18 protein-coding genes and 1 pseudogene are annotated in these 21,493 nt (G+C 61.2%); 7 read left to right on the top strand and 12 right to left on the bottom strand.

Annotated elements, in window-relative coordinates:
• Positions 1-320: 320 nt before the first annotated feature.
• Positions 321-863, bottom strand: a pseudogene (locus ABGN05_RS30280) (ParB/Srx family N-terminal domain-containing protein); the annotation flags it as partial.
• A gap of 237 nt (positions 864-1,100) precedes the next feature.
• On the opposite strand from ABGN05_RS30280, the gene ABGN05_RS13995 reads away from it, so the two are divergent.
• Positions 1,101-2,255, top strand: coding sequence for a sensor histidine kinase (locus ABGN05_RS13995; protein WP_367954655.1), 1,155 nt, complete (start codon positions 1,101-1,103; stop codon positions 2,253-2,255).
• On the top strand, positions 2,252-2,650 hold the full coding sequence (locus ABGN05_RS13990; RefSeq protein ID WP_367954654.1) for a response regulator: 399 nt from the start codon (positions 2,252-2,254) through the stop codon (positions 2,648-2,650). The genes ABGN05_RS13995 and ABGN05_RS13990 overlap by 4 nt, the downstream gene beginning before the upstream one ends.
• 152 nt (positions 2,651-2,802) lie before the next feature.
• Here the strand turns inward: ABGN05_RS13990 and ABGN05_RS13985 are convergent, their stop codons facing one another.
• The 9 genes from ABGN05_RS13985 to ABGN05_RS13945 all read right to left on the bottom strand — a co-directional run bounded on the left by ABGN05_RS13985 (position 2,803) and on the right by ABGN05_RS13945 (position 9,648).
• Positions 2,803-3,528, bottom strand: a complete 726-nt coding sequence (locus tag ABGN05_RS13985; protein WP_367954653.1) for a recombinase family protein — start codon at positions 3,526-3,528, stop codon at positions 2,803-2,805.
• A gap of 329 nt (positions 3,529-3,857) precedes the next feature.
• Positions 3,858-4,310: a hypothetical protein gene (locus ABGN05_RS13980; RefSeq protein ID WP_367954652.1), complete on the bottom strand. Its 453-nt coding sequence runs from the start codon at positions 4,308-4,310 to the stop codon at positions 3,858-3,860.
• A 58-nt stretch (positions 4,311-4,368) separates the two neighbouring features.
• A complete protein-coding gene (locus ABGN05_RS13975) occupies positions 4,369-4,851 on the bottom strand; it encodes an Hsp20 family protein (RefSeq protein ID WP_367954651.1) in 483 nt (160 codons plus the stop codon).
• A 497-nt stretch (positions 4,852-5,348) separates the two neighbouring features.
• Positions 5,349-6,398, bottom strand: a complete 1,050-nt coding sequence (locus ABGN05_RS13970; RefSeq protein ID WP_367954650.1) for an AAA family ATPase — start codon at positions 6,396-6,398, stop codon at positions 5,349-5,351.
• Positions 6,395-6,913, bottom strand: a complete 519-nt coding sequence (locus ABGN05_RS13965) for a hypothetical protein (RefSeq protein ID WP_367954649.1) — start codon at positions 6,911-6,913, stop codon at positions 6,395-6,397. Before ABGN05_RS13965 ends, ABGN05_RS13970 begins: the two co-directional genes overlap by 4 nt.
• A 121-nt stretch (positions 6,914-7,034) precedes the next feature.
• Positions 7,035-7,238 carry a hypothetical protein gene (locus tag ABGN05_RS13960; protein WP_367954648.1) on the bottom strand — a complete coding sequence of 68 codons (204 nt, stop codon included), beginning with the start codon at positions 7,236-7,238 and terminating at the stop codon, positions 7,035-7,037.
• A 2-nt stretch (positions 7,239-7,240) separates the two neighbouring features.
• A complete protein-coding gene (locus ABGN05_RS13955; protein WP_367954647.1) occupies positions 7,241-7,447 on the bottom strand; it encodes a helix-turn-helix transcriptional regulator in 207 nt (68 codons plus the stop codon).
• 105 nt (positions 7,448-7,552) lie between these two features.
• Positions 7,553-8,473, bottom strand: coding sequence for a hypothetical protein (locus tag ABGN05_RS13950; RefSeq protein WP_367954646.1), 921 nt, complete (start codon positions 8,471-8,473; stop codon positions 7,553-7,555).
• A complete protein-coding gene (locus tag ABGN05_RS13945; protein ID WP_367954645.1) occupies positions 8,470-9,648 on the bottom strand; it encodes a hypothetical protein in 1,179 nt (392 codons plus the stop codon). The genes ABGN05_RS13950 and ABGN05_RS13945 overlap by 4 nt, the downstream gene beginning before the upstream one ends.
• A gap of 397 nt (positions 9,649-10,045) precedes the next feature.
• Here ABGN05_RS13945 and ABGN05_RS13940 point away from each other — a divergent pair, with 397 nt between their 5' ends.
• The 5 genes from ABGN05_RS13940 to ABGN05_RS13920 all read left to right on the top strand — a co-directional run bounded on the left by ABGN05_RS13940 (position 10,046) and on the right by ABGN05_RS13920 (position 13,357).
• Positions 10,046-10,495: a DUF2924 domain-containing protein gene (locus ABGN05_RS13940; RefSeq protein WP_367954644.1), complete on the top strand. Its 450-nt coding sequence runs from the start codon at positions 10,046-10,048 to the stop codon at positions 10,493-10,495.
• Positions 10,492-11,817 carry a recombinase family protein gene (locus ABGN05_RS13935; RefSeq protein WP_367954643.1) on the top strand — a complete coding sequence of 442 codons (1,326 nt, stop codon included), beginning with the start codon at positions 10,492-10,494 and terminating at the stop codon, positions 11,815-11,817. Before ABGN05_RS13940 ends, ABGN05_RS13935 begins: the two co-directional genes overlap by 4 nt.
• Entirely contained in the window at positions 11,814-12,257 is a 444-nt protein-coding gene (locus ABGN05_RS13930; protein WP_367954642.1) for a ParB/RepB/Spo0J family partition protein, read from the top strand. The genes ABGN05_RS13935 and ABGN05_RS13930 overlap by 4 nt, the downstream gene beginning before the upstream one ends.
• The gene (locus tag ABGN05_RS13925) at positions 12,148-12,501 is read left to right on the top strand and encodes an FAD-dependent oxidoreductase (RefSeq protein WP_367955134.1); all 354 of its coding nucleotides are present in this window, start codon (positions 12,148-12,150) and stop codon (positions 12,499-12,501) included. Before ABGN05_RS13930 ends, ABGN05_RS13925 begins: the two co-directional genes overlap by 110 nt.
• A gap of 148 nt (positions 12,502-12,649) precedes the next feature.
• Entirely contained in the window at positions 12,650-13,357 is a 708-nt protein-coding gene (locus ABGN05_RS13920) for an IS6 family transposase (RefSeq protein ID WP_367954641.1), read from the top strand.
• 167 nt (positions 13,358-13,524) lie between these two features.
• Here ABGN05_RS13920 and ABGN05_RS13915 read toward each other — a convergent pair whose 3' ends face one another.
• Positions 13,525-15,594: a PAS domain-containing hybrid sensor histidine kinase/response regulator gene (locus tag ABGN05_RS13915; RefSeq protein ID WP_367954640.1), complete on the bottom strand. Its 2,070-nt coding sequence runs from the start codon at positions 15,592-15,594 to the stop codon at positions 13,525-13,527.
• Positions 15,595-15,637: 43 nt separating this feature from the next.
• The gene (locus ABGN05_RS13910) at positions 15,638-21,334 is read right to left on the bottom strand and encodes a HAMP domain-containing protein (RefSeq protein ID WP_444876173.1); all 5,697 of its coding nucleotides are present in this window, start codon (positions 21,332-21,334) and stop codon (positions 15,638-15,640) included.
• Between the last annotated feature and the right edge of the window lie 159 nt (positions 21,335-21,493).

Raw genomic sequence — 21,493 nt, 5'->3', positions numbered from 1 at the left:
GCGACGAGGCTCTGGGCAAATGCCACCGAATGCAGGGCGGCATGCCAGATGTAGATGACGTCGCCCGGAAACAGCGCCCACGCCTCGCGCCAGTCGGATCGGTCGTCATTGAGCACCCTGCCCTTCGCCAATCCTTCCTTGATGCCAAGCCGCTCGCGCCAGGCCGGATCGTATTCCACGCCGAACGGTGGATCGGACACGAGCAGATGCGGCTTCACCCCGTTCAGCACCCTTTCGACATCGGCGGCATTTGTGCTGTCGCCGCAGATGAGGCGGTGATTGCCCATGAGCCAGACGTCGCCCGGAAGACTAACCGGATTGACGGGGGCCTCGGGAACATCGTCCGGGTCGGTCAGACCTTCGGTACCGCGGCTGGTCAGCGCCAGGATCTCTTCCTCGCCGAAGCCGGTGAACGACAGGTCGAAGCCGAGGTCCGCCAGGTCGCCGAATTCGACCGCCAGCAGATCGGTATCCCAGCCGGCATTCAGGGCGAGCTTGTTGTCGGCAATGACGTAAGCCCGCTTCTGCGCCTCGCTGAGCCCTGCCAGTTCGATCACCGGCACATCCGCCATGCCGAGCTTTCTCGCCGCCAGAAGGCGTCCATGGCCTGCAATGATGCCGCTGTCGCCATCGACCAGAATCGGGTTCGTCCAGCCGAACTCGCGGATCGAGGCCGCGATCTGCGCCACCTGCGCATCCGAGTGCGTGCGGGCATTGCGGGCATAGGGGATCAGTGCCGCAGCAGGACGGTACTCCACGGATAGGCGACAACTAGCGAAGCCCGGCTCGGACTCCCCACCCGATCGACGCGCGGAGAGGTGCGTGGCGACGGCGTTCTCATCTGAAGGAGCCTCGGTTTCCATTCGATCAATCCCCGGAACGTCATGACCGAGGAAACCGCTGATCGGCGCGGAAGGCAAACAGGCTGCGGGAGATAGCGTAGCTCTGCGTACGGCCAGCCTTACTGGCCGGCGGCCGGTCATCCGCTCGCGAACTGGGAGCAGGTCACCCCCAGGTTACCCTGCATCGGCAGTGGACGTTCCGCTTCGGTCAGGAACGCATCCACGAAACAAGCGTTTCAACCCGAAACGAGGTGACGGTTGGCCGAAGTTCAGGTTGAGGCAGTGCAGGAAAAGTTGAGGCTGCAGCAGGCGGCGCTTGCCGACTTCGGTCTGTTTGCCTTCCGTTGCGACGACATCGACAGCCTGCTTCACCGGGCCGCCGAACTTGTCTCGGGAGCACTCGAGGTACCACTAGTGAAAGTGCTCCAGCATCTTCCGGAGCGAGGCGAGATGCTCATTCGGGCAGGCGTTAACTGGCAGCCGGGTGTTGTCGGCCACGAAACCTTTGGCGACCACGAGAAGTCGCCGGGCGGCTATGCGCTAAGAGCCGACCATGCCGTCGTCTCCCCGGACGTGGATGCGGAGGATCGCTTCGCTATTCCGGATGTCCTTCGCCGCCATGGTGTCAGGAGCATGGTCAACGTCATCATCGTCGGTCAGGGAGCAGCTTTCGGAGTGCTCGAAGTCGATGCACAGGAGCTGCGGGAATTCAGCGACGACGACGTGGCATTCCTGCGCACCTACGCCAACTTGCTCGCCGCGGCGATCGAGCGGGTCCAAACCCACGACGAACTTCGACGATCCGCCCGCGAGCAGGGTGTGCTCGCCCGAGAACTGGGGCATCGTGTGCGGAACCTGCTCGGCCTGGTACGGGCGCTTGCCTCCCAGACATCGGTGAAGGATCGAACCGCAGAAGAATTCCGCGGCGCCTTCATCGACCGGTTGCGGGCCTTGTCGGCAGCCGAGGGCCTCGTGTTCGAGAGTAGCGAGGAGCGCGCGGACCCACTGACGCTAGCGCACGAGATCCTTGCGGCCCATCGACAGGATGATCCGGCGAAGATCGCTATCGAGGGCAAGCCGGCCCGCCTCTCAGCCAGGCAGGCGCGCATGTTCGGCCTCGCGCTCCACGAACTGGCAACGAACGCGGCGAAATACGGCGCGCTCAGCGTTGCCGGCGGGACCGTGCGCGTCGCCTGGCATTTCGAGCAGGCCGAAGGCGAGAGCCGCCGCCTCGCGATGACCTGGCAGGAGGCTGACGGCCCCGAGATCACCCCGCCGGAACGAAAGGGTTTTGGCACGCGTCTGCTGGAGGACGTTGTCGCCCATGAACTCAACGGTGAGGCGGAACTCATTTATGAAACGCATGGGCTTCGCTACCACCTGACCTTTCCCGTGGATGGGGAACGACGATGACCAAAGACGTACACCACCACGCTCTTTCTGGACGGCGTATCCTCGTCGTCGAGGACGAGCGGCTGATCGCGCTGGATATCCAGGACATCCTCGAAGGGTGGGGCTGCACGGTGCTCGGACCGGTCGCGACCACCACTGCCGCGCTGGGACTGATCGAACGCGACTGCCCGGATGCCGCCATCCTGGACGTCCACCTGAACGACGAGACCTCCGAGCCGGTCGGCGACGCGCTACGGGCCTGCCAGCGTCCCTTCCTCGTCATGACCGCCTACCAGCCCAGGCATCTCACCGGCGTTCTCAGAGACGCGCCGCTGCTGAGCAAGCCCGTGGACGAGAAGAAGCTGCGCCGGGAACTCTCCGCCCTGCTCGAAGGTGGTGCCGACCACGGGAGTTGAAGCCCGTTTGCGGCGAAGCCAACAGCGCTCCTCAACAGCAAGAAGCTGGAACGCCGGCCGCCGACAGCCAGATCAACGTCGAATCTAACCAAACCCCATTCACCTCCGGCTGAACCGGTTACCTTGCCATATCCGAACACGTCCGCGCTTGCTCAACGCGAGTGACCTTGCGCGGCCGGCACCTCATCAGCACGCTTCCGTTCTCCTCCAAGGCGAGCCAGCAGGTTGCGGACGTTGGAGACCTGCCATGTGCCCCCACGCGCCGTATGCACGCCACGGGTATTGAGCTCGGCCGCAATCCCGCGCAGGCTGGTGATGCCCGCCTTCTGCACGGCATGCACAAACGGCATGGTCGAGCGGGCAAAGTCTTCGGCAGACTGCGCAGCCGCCACCCTGCCCCGTGCCGCAGCCTGCGCTGCATTCGTCCTGTTGCCCAATTTGGCGCCGGAGGCTTTGCGCGACGCCAACGCTGCCCGGGTCCGTTCCGATATCAGCCGGCGCTCCTTCTCCGCCAAAGCCGCATAGAGGTGCAGCATGAAGGGGTCGGCATCGACGCCGAGCTCCGTGACGATGAACGGGACCCGCTTCGTCATCAGTCCGGCGATGAAAGCGACGTCGCGCGACAACCGGTCGAGCTTTGCCACGATCACCGGGCATCGTGTCTGACGAGCCGCGGCAAGTGCTGCCGCCAACACAGGCCGCCTATCCAGCGCATCCGAGCCCTTGCCGGTTTCCACTTCGGTGAAGGCATCGAGGATCTCATAGTCCTGTGCTGCGGCGAACTGCTCGACGGCAGTGCGCTGCGCCTCAACACCGAGGCCGGACCTGCCCTGCCGTTGGGTAGAGACACGGTAGTAGGCGATTGCGCGCTGCAACATGGAAATGGCCCTGCTGTTCAGACTGCAAACCAGCGTTTGCAGTTTGCTCACAAGGCGAAGAAAGGCAACGAAGCTCTGGGTTTTTCATCATATTCGTCGCGCCGATCCCCGCTTGTACGGGCCTGTTCGATCGAGGGAAAGATGCAAACGGCGGCGGGGCGAATGCCCACTACGCGCGGCACGCCCGTCGACCGGTGCGGGGGCGGATCCTTCCTCGATGCTATCCGCGGTCGAACTGGATCTTCCCGCCGGCCGCACGGCCCTTCGCCTTCACTTTCGGCAGTCCGCAATTATCTGCGGTCTACCTCGCGTGCAGTCACTACCTGATCTCAGGCCGCTGCGCGCAGGCGGACACCTCTATTGCTATACTCGCTGCAGGCCCGGACGAAAGACATCTTGACCGGGAGTGCCGCCAAAGCTGGGCAGGGCGGAGCGTCCTTCCCCTGCAGTCGGTCCATGCCGCGTGGCCGACGAGGCTGCATCCTTTGGCGAACGACAGCCAGCGCCCAGCGCGACTCCCGCGCCTGAAGCGGCTCCGGTTCATCGAGAGATTTCAGCGCTTGAATGATATCTCTGACATCGACGACCGCGCCGCTATCGAGCTGGCGCAGCGCAGGCGCTCCTTCAACCGCTCTTGCGTCGGAAGCCCACGAAGCGAGGACGGCGCGCTTTTCCGCCTTCGTCAGGTGAGGATGGTTGAGAATGTCGTCCAGATGCGCAGCGAGACCCGACATCTGGCTCGCACATCGATTCCCTTCCGGGACATGAAGTTCGTTTTCCATCTCCGATCTCCGCTGTCGCCGCCTCCCCGGAAGGAGGCGGCTGCAGTCCAGGGAACAGTCAGGCGGCGTCCTTCTGCCGCTCCGTCTCGTGATCGATCTGCTTGCGCTGGCTGTCCTGCTTCAGGGTGCCAACGGACGCGCCGATCTCGATCTTGCGCGGCTTCATCTCCTCGGGGACCTCCCTCACGAGGTCGACCGAAAGCAGGCCGTTCTCCAGATGCGCGGCCGCCACCTTTACATGGTCCGCGAGCTTGAACGTCTGCTTGAAGTTCCGGAGCGCGAGGCCTTGGTGAAGGACCTGCCGTTCGTCCTGTTCGACCATCTTCTGGCCCGTCACCAGAAGCTCTGGGCCGTGCTGCGTCAGTTCGATCTCCTCAGGACCGAAGCCGGCGACCGCCATGGAGATGCGATACTCGTTGTCGCTCGTCTTCTCGATGTTGTAGGGCGGCCAGTCGGGGCGCGCACTGTTGTCGAGCATATCGAAGAGGCGGTCGAAACCTACCGTGGTGCGGTAGAAGGGTGCGAAGTCGATAGTTCTCATAGCCATATCCTCCTTGAAGCAACATGGGTACAAGGGCACCGGGCACTTGCGGTGCCTGTTCTGTCGAGCCTCCTTGGCCTCGACGGAAATCGATTTGGGAACGGGAAAAATTCCGTTCAAGATGCCGCCCCAAAATTTTTCCGTGGCGCTGCCAGCGGTCCTGATCGGCGGGCAACCGGGGCGTGGCAACCTCTGATGCCACAGGCCGCGGTGGAACCGTCGGCATGGCGCTGCGTACGGCCGACAGTGACGGCGCCTAACATGGGAGCGGGAAGCATGCGCGTGGTAGTGGGTGCGGCGTTCGGCGTTCCGGACAAGCGAGTCGGTAGGTCAGAAGGGCTTGGAAGCAGGGCTTTGATACGAGGGAAATTCCTAGGCCCGACCGCTCGCGGGACGGCGATGCTGTTGCCGGCATCTAGACGTGTCGCGGGTGTCTTTCGCAGTTCCCCAAGGTATCAACCAACTATGGTAAGATCGATAAGAAAATAAGAAATGCCTCATTCATCCGGCTCTCCCCATCCCAATCTTACCTTCTTATCGATCTTATCGGGGTTCTTGATTAGGTCTCTGCGATCGGGATGGACGTAGCCCCCACGGCCCGATTTCTGCAATTCTCCGGCCTTTCCCATCTTGAACAGCAGCTGATCGACGTTATTCCGCGGCATGCCCGTCGCCACTGCTATCTCGCGGGGGCTTATCGGAGCATCGGCGGTAAGAAGTGCCGATAAGATTCGAGAGCGTTCGTCCGTCCTCCTTACCTCTGCGGCTTCACCGATAAGATTCCACGCACCCGATAAGAAATTCAGTGCGCTTTCCTTCTCCTCGACATCGCGGCCGCGGACATAGAGCGTGATGCCGTTGCCGTCGCGGTCGAGAAGCAGGGTGGTGTCGGCGCAGGCGGAGAGGCCGTTCGAACCACTCAGCGCCTCCAGCGGATCGTCGGCGCCACCCTTGCGCGTATGATGGAGGCACAGCACCCCGACCCGGTGTTCCGTCGCCCAGCGCTGCAACGCGGACATCGCGTCGTAGTCGCTCTCATAGGACGTCTGCCCGGCCTTGCCGGCGGGTTTGATCCGCTGCAACACGTCGATGACGACGAGCCTGGGGTCCGACACGGAGATGCGCCAGTCATCCAGGGCCGGAATGAACCCCTTGTTGAGATCAGGCGCCTCGTTCACCCAGTCCAGCCGCGAGAGATCTGGTCGATTGCGCTCTCCCGGAAAGAGCATGTTGATGCGGCCCTGAATGCGGCGGGGACCGTTCTCCAGATCGATGTAAAGGACATCTCCCACCTCGCAAAAGATGGAGCCCATGGCTGCCCCACCAGAGGCAACTGCAATGGCCCAGTCGAGCGCCAGCCAGGTCTTGCCGAGCTTCTGGCGCCCGGCGAGTATCGACAGGCCTTCCGGGACATAGTTCTCTACCACCCAGCGGATCGGCGGGTACTCGGTCGCCATGATGGCGTTCGTGTTGGTGCGGACGAAACGAGCACTGCTGCGTCGCCCGCGCTCGTACTCGGCGATCGGGATCGAGACGATGTCGTTCATGCCGCGCGCCTCCGATCGGGAATGATCATGAGATCGGGCATTCGCAGCGGCTTCATGTGCCGGCGGTAAAGCGGCAGAAGCTGCTCAGCCAGGGCGATCCTCGGCGCGTCTCGCAGTCGGTCAAATGCTCGGCTCCAGTCGAGCACGACAATGCCGTTGCGGTTCGCCCGCAGCCAGTCGAGCGGATCGGCAAGAATATTCAGGCTGTAGTCGAACGCGTAGGTCGCCGCGTCGTCGAGAACGTCCTCGCCTAATGCGAAGTCGCGTCCGGCATAGGTCGCCACTGCGCCGACGCGCGGCTGCCAGAAGATCACGTCATCCTCCTGCTCGAAGGCGAGCCACCGATCGCCGGCTTCCTCGAATTCGAACCGGCCGTCCGCCGCCTTCACGCCGGTCGTCGACCTGATGGTGGTCCGCTTGACCATCGCCGGCACCGTCACGCCCTGGCGCACGAGCCAGTCGATCTCGGTCTGCTTCAGCCCCTCCAGCGGGATTTCCGAACGGGAGGACATCATGCAGCCCTCCTCGCGAACATCCACAACTGCTCGCGTTCGCTTGCCTCAGGCTCCTGCAGGACGCGGACTTTGGGTCGCCGATATCTCTTATCGGGCATGCCAGATAGCGGGATGGTCATGGCTACCTCCCGCTCTGGAAGGCGTGCTCGGCCAGGACGAGTGCCAAGTCGAATGACAGATTGTAGGCGTTCAGCAGGTGGGCTGCTTGCCGACGGCGCACTGCGAGAGTATCATTGTTGCTGTCAATTGAGCCCCCCAGCTTTTTGACATCGACCCGGTGTGCGCCTGGCAGCCTCACCGGGTTTTTCTTTTCCGCGCTCGTCATGATCACCTCCACGACCCGAGAATGGACGAGTGCGTCTCGGCGCGGCGGCGGCGTTCATACGTCTCGACGTCTTCGAGCGCGTAGACGATCTTGCCGCCGAGCTTGATGTAGTTGGGGCCAGTCTTTTGCCATCTCCAACGTTCGAGCGTGCGGGGACTTACGCGGAACCGGGCGGCAAGTTCTGCTTGATCGAGATAGTTTGGAGACATTTCGAAGTTCCTCGACGTTGCGATTGCGACGAGGAGGACCTTCGAACGATTGTCGCCAGACGGTCATGCGGCTCCACACCAGACCGTTCACCAGATTTGTTGATCTCAGACTGCGAAGCGCCAGTTTCCATCAACCTCGTGGAGGTGAGGCCGGAGCAGCGGCCATTTGACCCTCCCGAAGATCTGGTCGAGTGAGAGCCCCCGCGAGCCCGCCCTGTCGGCGACCTCAGCTGCCCGGAAGGATTTTGCCCGCGAATGGGCGTCGACCATGTATCTGATAGCAATCTTGTGCTTCGATCCGGCGAACCGGATTTCGTTTCCGGCGACGATAAGAAGAGTGTTGTCGCCCGACAGATGGACATCACTGCTCACCTGCTCGGGGGCCCGGCCGGCCAGACGCGCGCCGAGCGTCCGCACATTCAACCGAAGCCTATCAGTCTCGAGCACATCCTTTAGCGAAACGATGCAGCACATCTGAGCTGTTCGGTCCTTCGCTTTGCTGCCAGGTGTGCTGGTGAGGATAAGTCGTAGTGATGTTGCAGGACGTCGCTGGATTGCCTGAGAGATCTCCGACCACGCCCCCTCATGGGATAGTCGACGCACGAACCAGACTTCTGTTGGATCCCGCCGGCCGAGACGGGCGGTCCCGAGGTCCCACGACAATTCCGGCACCAACTCCACCGGGCCGCCAGCGGAGTGATGGAGATCGCCCCCGAACAACGTTTGAAAAAACACCTTCAGGTCGGGCCGATATCGGCGAAGTTCTTCCTGTTTCACCGCGGTCCAAGCTCCCGCGGCGTCGCGGTAGCCCAACTCGCGGGGGCGATTGCCCGGGCGCACCTCGACGGGCCCATCCACTTCATCTGAGACGACAGCTTCGTAGTCGAGCGCCACCAACAGCCGTGCGTCCAGCAACTCCTTGCCGGCGGACCTGAAGTGGTTCACCAGCGAGTGATGCGTGTAGACAAGTTCACGCGACTCCAAAAGCAGCAGCAGAAGCTCGGCCGATGAGCGTGAGCTGATCAAGGAGACGCCAGCCCCCACCTCGGCAGATATTTGCGAGAGATCATGTAATCGAAGTCGGTGTGCTCCTTCACGTTGGAACTGCTCGGGTGCGTGATCGAAACGCGAAGGATCCGTGGCTTGTTTGAATTCCGCGGTCGATAACGGATGGACAGTTCAGCCTGGTCGATTGTGTAGTTGGATGTAAGCGCGTCATCCCCCAACCGTTGGGTGGCCATGGCCCACATGTCGGGACCTTTCCGTCTACTCTCAAGAGTGATCCTTTCCGCACGAGTTTCGATCGGCGACAGCACCATCTTGGTTACTCGTACGCTGTCGATACCATCGAGCGGCTCACTCTCGAATTCTATCGGCTGTCGAAGAACCGTAAGATCATACGCGCGCTGCTCCACTGGCTGAAGGTCCGACGCACACCCGAGCAGTTCGACCGCCACGTTTGCGACGATCTGCTCTCGGACATCGCGGTTGCCGGCTACACACTCGATGGTGCCAGTCGCAGGCTCGTATGTCACCGAGGCCTCTATGACCTGTCGCCGAACGCTTGCCTTCAGTTTGCTGTCTTCAAACGTGAGATCGTCAGTGGGTTTTCCCTCGCGATAGATGGTCACCTGGAGAACGCGGCTACCGGCATGTTGGTCCTCCACCTCATCAGTTTCGGACCCGTCATCACTCCCCAGGCCTCTCTCGAAAATATCAAGGTGGACGTTGCTCGTGTCGCATTCCTTCATCAGTCTCTGTCGGAACCGTTCGAGCGCATCCTCATCCTGCCGGACCACGAGGCTTGGCTCGATCTTGTATGGGGTCCACTTTTTCGTTCCACGGCGCTCATCATTGTAAAGCACTTCTTCCGCATGCCGGAAGCCTTCAGGATCATGAAGGTAGAGCCAAACAGCACGATTGAGGCCGATCGGAAGATCTAAAGTCTCGCTGTGTGGGAAGACCTGCTCGACCGCGACCTGCCCGGCTCCTTTGGCCAGAGCGCATATCTTGTCGAGTTCGTATTCGAACCTGCTTCGGAACCCCGGAGGGTGTTCTGCGTATCGCGCCACGATCGCCTCAGCCATCTGCTTGGGTTCGGCTGCGAGTTCATCCTGGCTGAGTTCAAGGCCGTACCGCAACAGAAACGCCTTGAGGATTGGCTTCTGTAGATTGCGTACAAAGTTGGCAATTGAAGGCATGCGAGTCGTTCCTTCCGCGTGAATAGCAACTCACCGGAACATAAAAGGAACCGCCGACAACTGACAGCAGATTTTCGCGGTCTCCCCCGCTAATTCGTTCGGGTGCTCTGCTGTACCCGAGCTGTTGGATCGGGTTGTGACGCTCTGACATTCTTCGGACGCGACTGAAAGCGAACTGGAGATCAAGAAGAGTGCGAGCAGGGCCTAATCCCGTTCCGGCGGATTGCCTTTCACCTAGTGAACGTCGCCGCGAGCTCTGCGCGATCCTGGCCGCCGGGCTGGTTCGTCTCCGGACGCGACAGTCAAGCGGAGTAGTTGCGCTGCCGGAGAATAGTTCGCTGGACTTCAGCCTCCACCAGAGCGGTGGTCCGTTCGCAAACGACGAACGGAGAATGCCATGAGCGACATGATCCCGGCCCGGCTGGCGGCGTTGAAGACAATCTCGACCCCGGAACTGAAGCAGCAGTGGCGCGACCTCTTCCATGCGGAGCCGCCTGTGTTCAACCGCCGCTATCTCGAAAGCCGCCTCGCCTACCGAATTCAGGAACTCACCTATGGCGGGCTGAAGCCGGAGACGGTCCGGCGGCTGGAGAGGCTAGGTGAGGAACTCGACGGCGGCGACAGGAAGAAGCGCACCATGCGCCTCGACCGCGACCGCCCAATCATCGGCACCAGGCTGTTGCGCGAGTGGCAGGGCGTCGAGCAGATCGTCACCGTCACCGCCACAGGTTTCGAGTGGCAGGGACGACCCTACAAGTCGCTGTCGGCCATCGCGCGCACCATCACCGGCACGCGCTGGAACGGATGGGTCTTCTTCGGCCTGAAGAACCACAGGGGGCGGACATGACGAAGCCGCCGGAACAGACCAAGGTGCTCCGCAAGCTGCGCTGCGCCGTCTACACCCGGAAATCCTCTGAGGAGGGTTTGGAGCAGGAGTACAATTCGCTGCATGCGCAGCGCGAGGCCTGCGAGGCGTATATTGCCAGCCAGCGCTCGGAAGGCTGGGTCCTTGTCCGCGATCAGTACGACGACGGCGGCATCTCGGGCGGGACACTTGAGCGCCCTGCCCTGCAACGGCTGTTGTCCGACATCGAGGGTGGGCTGGTCGACGTGGTGGTCGTCTACAAGATCGACCGCCTCTCCCGCTCCTTGATGGATTTTGCCAAGCTGGTCGATGTGTTCGACAGGAACAGCGTGACCTTCGTCTCGGTGACGCAATCGTTCAACACCACCACGTCGATGGGGCGGCTAACGCTGAACATCCTGCTGTCCTTCGCCCAGTTCGAGCGCGAAGTCACCGCCGAGCGCATCCGCGACAAGTTCCGCGCCTCACGGCAGAAGGGCATGTGGATGGGTGGCTACCCGCCCTTCGGGTACCGGGTCGAGAGCCGGAAGCTCATCGTCGAAGAGGATCACGCCGAACAGGTCCGCTGGATCTTCGGCCGGTTTCTGGAGATCGGCTCGGGTACGCAGTTGGCGCGAGAAGTTGCCGAGCGAAACATCCGCACCTCGCGCGGATCTGTGATCGACAAGAAGTCGATCTACCGGATGCTCAACAACCGCGCCTACATCGGTCAGGCCGTTCACAAGGGTCAGAGCTATCCCGGCGAGCACGATGCGATCATCGACCACGATGTGTGGGACAAGGTGCATTCCATCCTGCAGGAGAGCCCCCGCAAGCGCGCCGCCCGCACGCGCGCCGATACCCCTGCCCTCCTCAAGGGACTGCTGTTCGGCCCCGACGGCGCGGCGTTTTCTCCGACCCACACCCGCAAGGGCGGCAGGCTCTACCGCTACTACGTCAGCCAGACGGTTCTGAAGCATGGCGCCGGCTCATGCCCGATAGGACGCGCGCCGGCGGGCGAGATCGAGGCGGCCGTCATCGACCAGCTCTGCGCCGTGTTCCGCCAGCCCGAAATCGTGGCTGGTACGTGCAAGGCCGCCCGCATCCATCCCGACGACATCACCGAAGCCGACGCGAGCGCGGCGCTGCATCAACTCGATCCGCTGTGGGAGGAACTCTTTCCCGCCGAGCAGGCGCGCATAGTGGCGCTGCTGGTCGAACGGGTCGACATCGGCACTGAGAGCCTGAATGTCCGGCTCCGCATCGACGGACTGACTGGTCTCGCGCGCGAGATGCGGAGCAGTGACCTGGAGCGCGCCGCATGAACCACGGTACATCCTTGCCTGAGACCATCAAGCTTCACGTCCCGTTCCGCATGGTGAAGCGTGGCGGTCGCAAGGAGATGGAGATGCCCGACAGCGCCACCCAGCCGCGCAGGACGGACAGCACGCTGGTCAAGGCGCTGGCCCGCGCGTTCCGGTGGAAACGGATGCTCGAATCTGGGGAGTTCGCCACCATCGCCGACCTGGCGCGTCAGGAAGGGATCAGCCGCTCCTACGTCACCCGCCAGCTTGGCCTGACCCTGCTCTCGCCCAGAATTGTAGAAGCCATACTCGATAGCAAACGCCGGGGTGGAAGCATCGACTTCCTCGAACCTGTCTCGCTCCTCTGGTCGGATCAGGAAGCAGAAGTGGACAAGTGGAAGACCGCGTCTGTGCATTGCCAGAGACGTCGAGGTACTCAGGAACCTGAACGTACCCTATGAAGCGCTCGACCGCAGGGGCTGCATCAAAGTCGAACCGGCGCTTGCCGAAGCTCCGGCCGAGTTCGTCGGAGGACTGAGGCTGCCAGACGACGAGACGGGTGACTGCCGGCTGTTCACCGAGCGTCTCGCGGCCATGGCGGAAGTACTGGGCGTAACGTTCTCCCACAGCATGGAACTTCTTTCGCTCGTGACCGACAGCCGCGCCGTGACGTCAGCCGCGACATCCCGGGGTGCGGATAGCTGACGCGTACGTGGTCGCGCTCGGAACCCGCTCCCCTGCCGCGCTTAAGGAGCTCTGGATCAGGCTTCCGGTGCAGCCGGTCAAGGGCTATTCGGGCGGTGTCAGAGGAAACCGACTTGAGGAGGCAGAGCGGCCCGCGTAGCTTTGCCAGATGAGCAAGCCCGGTTCATTCCGCTACTTCAAGACGAGCCCTGAAATCATCCGTCTCGCGGTGATGCTGTACGTTCGCTTCCCACTGTCGCTGCGGAACGTAGAGGACCTTCTGCATGAGCGCGGTATCGCGGTCAGCCATGAGACGATCCGCTTCTGGTGGAACAGGTTCGGACCGATCTTCGCCGCCGAGCTCCGCCGCAAGCGTGTCGCGGGCATGAAGGCATACTTGCTCTGGCGCTGGCATCTTGACGAGATGTTCGTGAAGATCAACGGCAAGCAGCACTACCTCTGGCGCGCAGTGGATCATGAGGGCGAGGTTCTGGAATCGCTTGTCGCGAAGACGCGGGATCGCAAGGCGGCGCTGAGATTCCTTCGGAAAGCTCTTCGCAGGCACGTTTCACCCGAAGTAATCGTCACCGACCGTTGCAGGTCCTACGGCGCCGCACTCCAGGAGCTCGGCGTCGCCAGGCGCCGCGAGACCGGGCGCTGGGAAAACAACCGAGCGGAGAACTCGCATCTTCCCTTCCGACTACGCGAGCGAGCGATGCAGCGCTTTCGGCGAATGGGCAGTCTGCAGAAGTTCGCCGCTGTTCATTCCTCCATCCACAACCACTTTGACAAGGAGCGCCACCTCAACAGCCGAGACAACCTTAAACTCAATCGTGCCGCCGCTCTCGCCGAGTGGCGTCAGCTCTGCGTGGCTTGAGGCAGGAGCGGCTCGATTGCTGCTGAAAACTTGGTCGAGTTTGTCTGACAATGCCGAACGTCGGGCTACCTCTCGGAAAGCGGACACCGATTCACGCTTCGAAAGTCTCGGTTTGCGGTGCCGAGGTAGGTCGTGGTTAAGCGGTGCACGCGGAAGCGCTGGCGGTTCTACCCATCACCGCGACTGCGCCCACATGTCAGTTCCGAGGCGTCTTCAATATCGCGAGCACATACCCTTTCTATCGCCTCGATGAGTACATCAAACTCGAAAGGCTTCCTAATCAGCGGAACGTCCGAAGGGCGATCGCCGATCACTTGAGTCTCGACATAACCGGTTATAATAATCGCAGGCAAACCCGATCGCATGTTGCGGGCAAAGCGGATCACCTCCAGGCCTGATACCAGCGGCATGGCGAAATCAGTGACGATCACGTCGAAACTGTGCGGATGCTTCTCGAGAAGCATCAAGGCTTCTGCGCCACCTCCGGCTGCAGTGACGGCAAAACCGTGCTCTGCCAGTTGAGCCCGTGTAAACTCCCTCAGTTCCGGCGTATCGTCCACCAGCAGGATGGCAGGCTTACGCGTGCCTGCGGTTGAGGACCGTCTCGGGCCTTTCTCCGGCAGCACCGAATTCATGCTACCCGTCTGAGCACGCGGAAACCACAGTTCCACCGTTGTGCCTTCGTTCACGACGCTCTGCACCCGAAGCGCGCCGCCCGACTGTTTGGCGAATCCGTAGGCGGTGCTGAGGCCGAGACCCGTGCCTCGCCCGACCTCCTTGGTGGTGAAGAACGGCTCGATCACCTTGGCAAGGTGCTCCGGCTCGATACCGCTGCCATTATCCACGACACGAAGGACAGCATATTCCCCTGCCGGCAACTCGGGCCCAGGCACGGCCTGTTTATGGTTCCGAGCCTCGATCACGACCGATCCACCTTCCGGCATAGCGTCGCGGGCGTTGATGACGAGGTTCATCACCGCCAATTCCAACTGGCCAGGATCCACATAGGCGGACCATACGTCGGGCTCAAAGTCCCAGGTGAGTTTCAGACGACCTCCCAGAACGGATTCGAGTAGCGGGCTTAGGGTTTCGGCAAGACGCAGCAGGTCGTAGTTTTCCGGCTTCAGATGCTGACGGCGGGAGAAGGTCAGCATCCTGGCTATGAGATCCGCGCCCTGCTTTGCGGCCTTCTGGGTCATCTCAAAGACTCGGACGGCATCGTCTCCCATGTCGACCTTCCGTTGAAGCAGGCTGAGCCCGCTCAGGATCGATCCGAGCAGATTGTTGAAGTCGTGCGCCACGCCTCCCGTCAGCTTGCCGATTGCGTCTAGTTTCTGGGCATGGATGAGCTGATCCTCAAGATGTCTGCGCTCGGTGACGTCCAGCAGCGTTCCCGAAATTTCCGATGGCTGCCCGTCTTCATCGGTGGAGACAACCCCTTGATCGAGGAAGCGGCGATAGCTCCCGTCGGCGCACTTCCAACGGAACTCGGCCACGTACGAACCGGTCCTCACTGCCGCTTCCAGCGCCTCTGTAACCCGGGGCAGATCTTCCGGATGAATTCGGCTGGCTTCGAAACCCGGCTCTGCAGTAAACGCCTCCGCCGGAAACCCGGTCAGTCGCTCCACGGCGCCGGAGATGAACCGGGTGGGATGAGGTGCTTCGATCCCGCGCGAGCGGATGCACAAGGGCAGAGATTTGAGGATGACCTCTTGCCGTTCCTCGGAGCGACGCAGCGCACGTACCGCCTCGAGCTTTTGGGCGTTGGCGCGCAGGTTCGCCTCGAGGAGGCGCTGCTCCACGGCCGCCTTCTGCTTGATCTCGCGTGTCTTTTCGTAGAGGTCGACGAAGACGGATACCTTCGAGCGAAGCATCACCGGATCGAAAGGCTTGAACAGGAAGTCGACGGCTCCGGCGTCGTACCCGCGCAGCATGTGCGCGTCTTCCTTGTTGATCGCGGTGAGGAAGATGATCGGGGTGCTCCTGGAGGATTCCCGCTGGCGGAGGAGCTGAGCCGTCTGATAGCCGTCGAGACCCGGCATGATAACGTCGAGGAGGATGACGGCATAATCCTGTCGCAGGAGGTATCTCAGCGCCTCCTCACCGGAACGAGCATAATCGAGCTCTCCCAGACCGGAGAGAACCTCCCCCATGGACAGAAGGTTTCGGTCGTCGTCGTCCACCACGAGAATGCGCGCACTTGTCGAACGCGTCGCGTTATCATCGGGTTTGATCAAAGCGCGGCTCATCGGCCCCGGCTGGCTTCGGCTCACATCTTCCTCACTGAGCCGTCGCCGTCTCTCGCAGGGCGGGGGGCAAGCCGCGCCGTTCGCGGGACCGACCGACCCAAACCCGCAGCAGCGCCAACAGCAGGTCGAGATCGACAGGCTTTGATATGTAGTCGGAAGCTCCGGCGTGAATACACTTCTGTCGGTCTCCGTGCATGGCCTTGGCCGTGACCGCAATGAGCGGCACATGTCCGATACTGGCGCGTTTCTTGATCTCCTGCATGGTTTCGTAGCCATCCATCTCGGGCATCATTATGTCGATCAGGGCCACATCGATGTCCAGTGTCCGCTCCAGCAAATCGATGCCGTCGCGACCTCGTTCGGCATGCATCACCTCCACGTTCCAGCTCTCGAGCACACTGGTCAGGGTGAAGATGTTGCGGATGTCGTCGTCGACAATCAGAATCTTGGCGCCGGAGATGCTTTCGAGAGCGCTTCCTCCAGGCGTCGGGAATGCAGCGGCACCGTTGGGAAGATCGAGAAGCGCGGAAGCGACATCCGGCAAGCTATCGACGAACGTCACTCCCGAAAGCTCCGTTGGATCGCCGAGCGCGGCCGGCAACTCCCGGGGCATGGCGCCCCACACGATTAGTCGGTCCCGCAGACCAGGACGGGAGACAGCGTCCCTCAGCAGCGCGATGTTGCTTTCCGAGATTTCCCCCAGACCTAGCACGTATGCATCGTACTGCTCGATGTCCTCCGCCTCGTGGGGGAGGGTATTAATCGAGGTGATGGCGGTCCGACGATCGTTAACCACTTCCAGGAGGTTTGCGTGTCTGTCAGCATCGGCTTCGTAGACGCAGACATTCCGCTGCGCAGGCGCTTGCGCCTGCCGTACTGCTTCGAAGAGCTTCACGAGTTCCCCGTGGTCTACCGGCTTCATGGCAACCCCGGCGGCGCCTTCGGCGACAAGAGCTTCAGTATCATCCGATCCGGAAATCACATGAATAGGAATGCTCGCAGTTATCGGATCGTGTCTCAGCAGGTCGAAAAGTACCCAGCCATCGATGTCAGCAAGGCCAAGGTCGAGTGTTATCGCATCAGGCAGGATCTTTCGAGCAAGTGCGACGGTCCCTGCACCCGTCGAGGAAAGCACCGCCTTCAGACCGGCACTTCGCGCTAGATTCACGAGCAATTGCCCGAATGTAGGATCGTCCTCGACGACGAGGACTACCCTGTCCTGCGGCTCGATGGATGCGCGGTCGTCCCCGATCTCGTCGTGTGCTGCAATTGCATTGCTCTGCGCCCTGAGCAGGTCGAGGTCATCCGAAGTACGCGCGACAGGCGTGACCTTGTGAGAACCGTGGACTGGAATTGTGAGAGTAAAGATAGAGCCTCGATTGGGCTCACTCTCCACCTTCAGCTCGCCGTCGAGCAACCGGGCGATTTCACGGCTGATCGACAATCCGAGCCCGGTCCCCCCGTACTTGCGACTGGTCGTCCCGTCAGCCTGCTGAAAGGCCTCGAAAATCAGCCTCTGCTTGTCCTGCGGTATGCCGATGCCCGTATCTGCGACCGATATTGCGAGACATTCACTTTGGAGGCCCCAGCTTTTCGCTGCGTCCCCGGCCAGTGCGTCGAAGCGCACACTGACGCGGCCCTTGGCCGTAAACTTAAAAGCATTGGACAAAAGGTTCAGAATGATCTGCTGCAGGCGCTTTTCGTCCGTGCGGATCGTTTCGGGTAGATTGGGATCGATTTCGATCACGAATTCGAGTCCCTTGTCAGCAGCAAGTTGGCGGAAAGTCCGATCCAGATGCTGGCGCAACTGGCTGAGAGCGACGTTGCCTAGCTCCACCGAGACCGTACCCGATTCGATCTTCGAGAGATCGAGAATATCGTTGATCAAGTTGAGCAGGTCTGTCCCGGCGGCATGGATCGTATGCGCGAACTCGACTTGCTTGTCGTCGAGGTTCCCGTGCTGGTTGCTGGCCAGCAACCGCGAAAGGATCAGCAGCGAATTGAGCGGCGTCCTCAACTCGTGGCTCATGTTTGCCAGGAACTCCGACTTGTACTTCGACGTCAGCGCAAGCTGTTCCGCTTTCTCCTCGAGCGCACGGCGCGCCATTTCAATCTCGAGGTTCTTGTTCTCGACCTGCTTCTTCTCGTTCTGCAGGAGCTGGGCCTTCTCCTGAAGCTCCTCGTTCGTGGCGTGAAGCTCTTCCTGCTTTCGGGTGAGCTCGGACTGACGAGCCTGCAACTCAGCCGTCAACAACTGCGATTGCTTGAGCAATCCCTCGGTTCGCATGGTGGCCGCTATTGTGTTCAGAACGATACCGACGGATTCCATAAGCTGATTGAGGAACGATTGGTGCGTGTCGCTGAACTCGTTGAGCGAAGCCAGTTCGATGACCGCCTTGACGTCGTCCTCGAACAGAGCGGGAAGGATGATGACGTTGTTGGGTCGTGCCTGCCCTAGCCCCGATGTAATTTTGACGAAATCGCTTGGAATGTTCTCGAGCAGGATGGGCCGCTTGTCGGCAGCCGCTTGGCCGAGCAGCCCTTCGCGCAGCTCCAACTGTTGTTTCGTGGTCTTAACGGGCTCGGCACCGTAGCTCGCCGCGAGCTCAAGGTAAGCATCGTCCCGGTCTCGGTTGGTTATATAGAAGACTCCGTACTGCGCATTCACCAGCGGCGCGAGTTCCGACATGATGAGCCTGGATACCGTCGCGAGGTCGCGCTCGCCCTGGAGCATGCGGGAAAAGCGCGCGAGGTTCGTCTTGAGCCAATCCTGTTCCGCATTTTTGAGTGTCTGCTCCTTCAGATTGCGGATCATCTCGTTGATGTTGTCTTTCAAGGCCGCCACTTCTCCGGAGGCCTCGACCGCGATCGATCGTGTGAGGTCGCCCTTTGTCACTGCGGTTGACACCTCCGCAATGGCGCGAACCTGGGTCGTAAGATTCGCGGCAAGCTGGTTCACGTTGTCCGTAAGGTCCCGCCAGAGCCCGGCGGCACCGGGCACGCGTGCCTGGCCACCCAGCTTCCCTTCGATACCGACCTCGCGCGCAACGTTCGTTACCTGATCCGCGAAGATAGCGAGAGTTTCGATCATGCCGTTGATGGTGTCTGCCAGCGCCGCTATTTCGCCCTTGGCATCGAGGCTAAGTTTGCGTTTGAGGTCGCCCTGCGCAACCGCAGTGACCACCTCCGCGATCCCGCGCACCTGGTTCGTGAGGTTGGTCGCCATCAGGTTCACGTTGTCGGTGAGATCCTTCCACGTACCGGCCACACCCTCCACCCGCGCTTGCCCGCCGAGGCGTCCTTGCGTACCCACCTCGCGCGCGACGCGGGTCACCTCGCCTGCGAAAGAGTTCAACTGGTCGACCATGGTATTGATCGTCGACTTCAACTCCAGGATTTCTCCCTTCACGTCGACGGTAATCTTTTTCGACAGGTCGCCACGGGCGACCGCGGTGGTGACGTCGGCGATATTGCGAACCTGGCTCGTCAGGTTTTGCGCCATCGAATTGACGTTGTCCGTAAGATCTTTCCATGTGCCAGCGACGCCGCGCACTTGCGCCTGGCCGCCGAGCTTTCCTTCCGTTCCGACCTCACGTGCAACGCGCGTCACTTCGGAGGCGAAGGAATTGAGCTGGTCCACCATCGTGTTGATGGTGTCTTTCAGCTCGAGGATCTCACCCTTCACATCGACCGTGATCTTCTTCGAGAGATCACCCGAGGCCACCGCGGTGGTGACCTCGGCGATGTTTCGCACCTGTCCGGTCAGGTTCGCAGCCATCGCGTTGACATTGTCGGTCAGGTCTTTCCAGGTTCCTGCAACACCGGGAACCTGCGCTTGACCGCCGAGCTTGCCTTCCGACCCGACTTCGCGCGCGACTCGCGTAACTTCGGAGGCGAAGGAGTTCAACTGATCAACCATGGTGTTGATCACGTCCTTGATCTGCAGGATTTCGCCCAGGGCATCCACTGTGATCTTCTGCGTAAGATCGCCGGTAGCGATGGCGGTAGCAACTTTCGAAACGTCGCGAAGCTGGACCGTGAGATTGCCGGCCATGGCATTGACGTTGTCGGTTAGATCCTTCCACGTGCCACCGACGCCTTCAACGCGAGCTTGACCCCCAAGCTTCCCCTCTGACCCCACCTCACGCGCAACGCGGGTGACTTCCGATGCGAAGGAGTTCAGCTGATCGACCATCGTGTTGACGGTGTTCTTCAGCTCGAGGATCTCGCCTTGCACGTCGACCGTGATCTTCTTCGACAGATCGCCGCGTGCCACCGCCGTGGTTACCTCGGCGATGTTTCGCACCTGACCGGTGAGGTTCTGCGCCATCGAGTTGACGTTCTCGGTCAAATCCTTCCACGTCCCCGCGACGCCTCGAACATTCGCCTGACCGCCGAGCTTGCCCTCGGTGCCAACCTCTCGCGCCACACGCGTGACTTCGGATGCGAAAGAGTTGAGCTGGTCCACCATGGTGTTGATGGTGTCCTTCAATTCCAGCATTTCGCCTTTCACCGTGACGGTGATTTTCTTCGACAGGTCGCCAGACGCCACCGCGGTCGTCACTTCTGCGATATTGCGGACCTGGCTCGTCAGGTTTTCCGCCATCAGGTTCACGTTGTCGGTCAGGTCCTTCCACGTTCCAGCGACGCCTCGCACATTTGCCTGCCCGCCGAGCTTTCCCTCCGTTCCCACGTCGCGCGCGACGCGGGTGACTTCCGATGCAAAAGAGTTGAGCTGGTCCACCATCGTATTAATGGTGTTCTTGAGCTCAAGAATCTCACCCTTGACGTCCACGGTGATCTTCTTCGACAGGTCGCCCGAAGCGACGGCGGTCGTCACCTCGGCTATATTGCGAACTTGGCTCGTCAGGTTTTGCGCCATCGAATTGACGTTGTCAGTGAGGTCCTTCCAAGTGCCGGCGACGCCCGGCACCTGTGCCTGGCCGCCAAGTTTGCCTTCGGTGCCCACTTCGCGCGCGACACGGGTAACTTCGGATGCAAAAGAATTGAGCTGGTCGACCATCGTGTTGATGGTGTTCTTGAGCTCGAGGATCTCGCCCTTGACGTCCACCGTGATCTTCTTCGACAGGTCGCCCGAAGCCACGGCCGTAGTGACCTCAGCTATGTTTCGCACCTGACTGGTCAGGTTCGTCGCCATGGCGTTGACGTTGTCGGTCAGATCCTTCCACGTGCCGGCCACGCCCTTCACGCGGGCCTGACCGCCGAGCTTGCCTTCCGTGCCGACCTCGCGTGCAACGCGTGTTACCTCGGAGGCGAAGGAGGCAAGCTGGCCCACCATGGTGTTGACGATCTTGCCAATGCGCAGGAACTCGCCCCGCAACGGTCGGCCGTCGATCTCCACCATCATCGTCTGCGAAAGGTCGCCTTTCGCGACTGCGCCGATGACGCGCGCGACCTCTGCGGTCGGCTGCACCATGTCCTCGATGAGTTCGTTGACCGACCGGACGCTCGAGTCCCAGCTGCCCGATGCGCGGCTAAGATTGGCACGTTCGCCGATCCGACCGTCCTTGCCAACGACACGAGACAGGCGGTCGAATTCCTTCGTCATCTGGTCGTTGAGTTCGACGATCTCGTTAAACGCATCGGCGATCTCGCCGTCGATACCGTCAAAATGCATCGGGAGCCGGACCGAAAAGTCGCCGCGACGGAAGGTTTTCAGAGCCGTCAGAATCTGCCTGCGGTCCAGGCTTTCCTGCTTGACGTCGATGTTCACTGCTGTTCTCCGGATCTAGATCGCGCAACCCCGAACGGTCTCGTCGGGATGAATCCGGAATGGCATCCTGTTCATCGACCCCTCCACCCACCAAGCACCGCCAGAACCGTTCGAAACGCACAGGATGCGGAATTGTTCCTTCCGAATTGGCTA

The sequence above is a fragment of the Aquibium pacificum genome, assembly GCF_040839445.1.
GTDB classification, from domain to species: domain Bacteria; phylum Pseudomonadota; class Alphaproteobacteria; order Rhizobiales; family Rhizobiaceae; genus Aquibium; species Aquibium pacificus.
This window is presented reverse-complemented; position numbering and strand designations above follow the sequence as displayed.